This window comes from uncultured Thiodictyon sp. (assembly GCF_903828115.1).
Lineage (GTDB): Bacteria > Pseudomonadota > Gammaproteobacteria > Chromatiales > Chromatiaceae > Thiodictyon.
This window is the reverse complement of sequence record NZ_CAIKKU010000052.1, coordinates 1-2531: the sequence shown is the minus strand read 5'-3', so window position 1 is coordinate 2531 and position 2531 is coordinate 1. Positions and strand designations below refer to the sequence as shown.

The following is a 2531-nucleotide window of genomic DNA, read 5'->3' as shown; positions in this document are numbered from 1 at the left end:
GGTTCAATCCATGACTCTGACAGAACGTCGGGAAGCGGAAAAACTCGGCCTGCTCAAACCCTGCCTGCAGCGCCACGGCAACGGAGCTGCGGAACATGACATGGCCGAATCGTCCCGCGCCAGCCACACGCCCGACATCGCCGCCATGGTCGATCACGACACCGACGAGGCCGGCACCATTACACACGACGCCATAGAGGTCCTACGCCATTTCGTTGCAGACCTGATCTCGGAAGGCAATACCCGCCTGACCGTGGAATGCCTCGCCGTGGCTCTCGGCCTCAGCGCCTACAACGGCGAGAGTATGACCTCAATCGCCAAACGCCATGGCATCTCACGCGCCGCAGTCTCGAAACGCTGCGTTGACATCACCATCCAACTGAACCTCCCGCCGTCCCGTGCCATGCGCAGCGCGATAGCCCGCAAGACCTATCAACAATCACAACTCAAACGATACCGCAAACGCAAATCATGACTACGCTCACAACCCTTGCCATCACAGATCCCAAATTCACGATCACGCCCACAGGCATCCAGTTCAACCAAGACCTCTGCTTTGACGAGTGGGACGCCCTCGGCCAGAAGCTCGCACCCATCGGCAAGTCCATTGGCTTTATCATCGGCGACTGGATCAATTACGGCGAGAAACAGTGGGGCGCCAAATACGAGGACGCTCTAATACGCACTGGGCTGGCCTACCAAACACTGATGAATTATGCCTATGTTGCCCGAAAGGTTGAAATCTCCTTACGTAAGGAGAAACTCGACTGGTATCAACATGCTGTCGTCGCAAAGCTCAAGACCGCAGAGGAAAAGCAGCACTGGCTGAAGATGGCGGAGAAGCACAAGCTGAGCGTCCGTCGCCTTCGCAAGTCCATCAACTTCGGACGGTTGGCCACCGAGAAGGAAGTCCAGGGCGATCCCGCTGACCGCGGCTACGTCACCTACCTTGCGCTGCTCAACCGCATCCGCCGTTGGTGGGCGCGTGAGACCGGCAAGGCGCCCGTCGAGGAATGGGACGAGGACCGACGTGAGGTGCTCAAGAAAGACTTCAAGCTCGTCGTCGAAATCTACGAGGCGCTCTAACCAATCGCAGGGAGGGCGGGTGCCCGGGCGAGATTCATAAACTCACCCCAGCGGGTTCAACTCCCGCCCCTGCAACCACTCACATATCTAACACGATGCCTGTCACCACCATGCCTTCCCAGCGAATTGCGCGCATGCTCCGCGAAGGAGCGCGTCTGATGGCCGTGCAACACGGGCAGACCAGCATCGACGTGACGCCCGACATCATCGCCCTGCTGGATGGGGCGGGCGAGGCAAATGCCTGCGATCATGGTCACGATAGGTTGACGCGCCTGCCCAGCCATGAAGAGATCACCAGGCCAAGAGAAGCAGGTGGAGATCGTGCGACTCCATGTCGCTGAAAAGTTAGACGGTCACCCTTCCCAGAAGGTCAGACTTGAGGAAACCGAGAGGCGTCGCCGATGCCGGGGAGGAACGGATCCAAGGGAGACCCATAACCTCGCCTCTGCGTGATCAAATCCCACCCCCGCAATCATCTCCGCATATCTAGCAAACCATGAGACGGATAGCTCCAACATCATTCGCATATTCAGAGGCTGAAAGACGTCATCACAAGCGTCAGATGGCAGATGCATGCCGCAGACGCCAAGAGCGCGAGATGGAGGAATGGAAACAACAACATACAGTCATGGAGATCGTTGGAGACGACCCAACCGGACTGATAGTCGAAATGCCTGGCGCTGACATTCTCAGGAAGAATTCAAAAATGCTAATCATCTACCTATCAAAGATGGGCAACTGGAACAGCTATGGCGAGGACCCCAAGCCGCGACTTCGCAAGTGGATCACCCCGAGCCAGTTCCGCACCCAGAAGTTCAACGAGCGCAAGGTCGCGCTGAAAACAGGTGCGGCATTGGCACCACGCCGGACATTATCGCCATGTTAGACAACTAACATCTAACTGTGAGACCAAGACCGTTAGATTCTCGTTAGACGTCGAAGGAATCTATTGAATACCAATGACTTACGCCGGGATTCCACCACCCGTGTCCATTTCCCGTGAAATGCACCAACACGACTTCCCACATAACGGAGGGTCGGACGGCACCTGCTGACACGCCGCAAACATCGTATTATCAATGGTTTGCGGAGAATCGGGGCGGAAAATCATGCCTCGAAAATATGGGAAATCGGGGTCAAATTTCCCATCGGATTTCCCACCTGGCCGGATGGGAAATTTCCCACTTCCGGGTTGACGTGACGGTCCGGTCAAATGGCCGGCTCCAAGCTCGAATCCAAGTTCCTGTTCCTCTGGCGGGTCGCGCAGGGTCCCGCTCTTGAGCGCGAGTTGGTGTTCCACCCGACGAGGAAATGGCGCGCCGACTTCGCACATCTGGAGAGCCGGACGCTGATCGAGATTGAGGGCGGGATATTCATGCGTGCCGGTGGCAGGCACACGCGGGGCAGCGGCTATGCCAGTGATGCCGAGAAGTATCTCGAAGCCG

4 protein-coding genes and 1 pseudogene are annotated in these 2531 nt (G+C 57.2%); all 5 read left to right on the top strand.

Going from position 1 to position 2531, the window contains the following annotated elements:
* A partial coding sequence (locus QZY48_RS01885; RefSeq protein ID WP_295426963.1) for a hypothetical protein occupies nucleotides 1-475 on the top strand: 475 nt, incomplete at its 5' end.
* On the top strand, nucleotides 472-1086 hold the full coding sequence (locus tag QZY48_RS01880; protein ID WP_295426961.1) for a hypothetical protein: 615 nt from the start codon (nucleotides 472-474) through the stop codon (nucleotides 1084-1086). The genes QZY48_RS01885 and QZY48_RS01880, both read left to right, overlap by 4 nt.
* Nucleotides 1087-1181: 95 nt before the next feature.
* Entirely contained in the window at nucleotides 1182-1427 is a 246-nt protein-coding gene (locus tag QZY48_RS01875) for a hypothetical protein (RefSeq protein WP_295426960.1), read from the top strand.
* 257 nt (nucleotides 1428-1684) lie between these two features.
* Entirely contained in the window at nucleotides 1685-1972 is a 288-nt protein-coding gene (locus tag QZY48_RS01870) for a hypothetical protein (RefSeq protein WP_295426958.1), read from the top strand.
* A 327-nt stretch (nucleotides 1973-2299) separates the two neighbouring features.
* Nucleotides 2300-2531 (top strand): annotated as a pseudogene (locus QZY48_RS01865) (hypothetical protein); the annotation flags it as partial.

Coding starts and splice junctions, on each gene's coding strand:
- QZY48_RS01880 (WP_295426961.1), top strand. CDS start 472: ATGACTACGCTCACAACCCTTGCCATCACAGATCCCAAATTCACGATC.
- QZY48_RS01875 (WP_295426960.1), top strand. CDS start 1,182: ATGCCTGTCACCACCATGCCTTCCCAGCGAATTGCGCGCATGCTCCGC.
- QZY48_RS01870 (WP_295426958.1), top strand. CDS start 1,685: ATGGAGGAATGGAAACAACAACATACAGTCATGGAGATCGTTGGAGAC.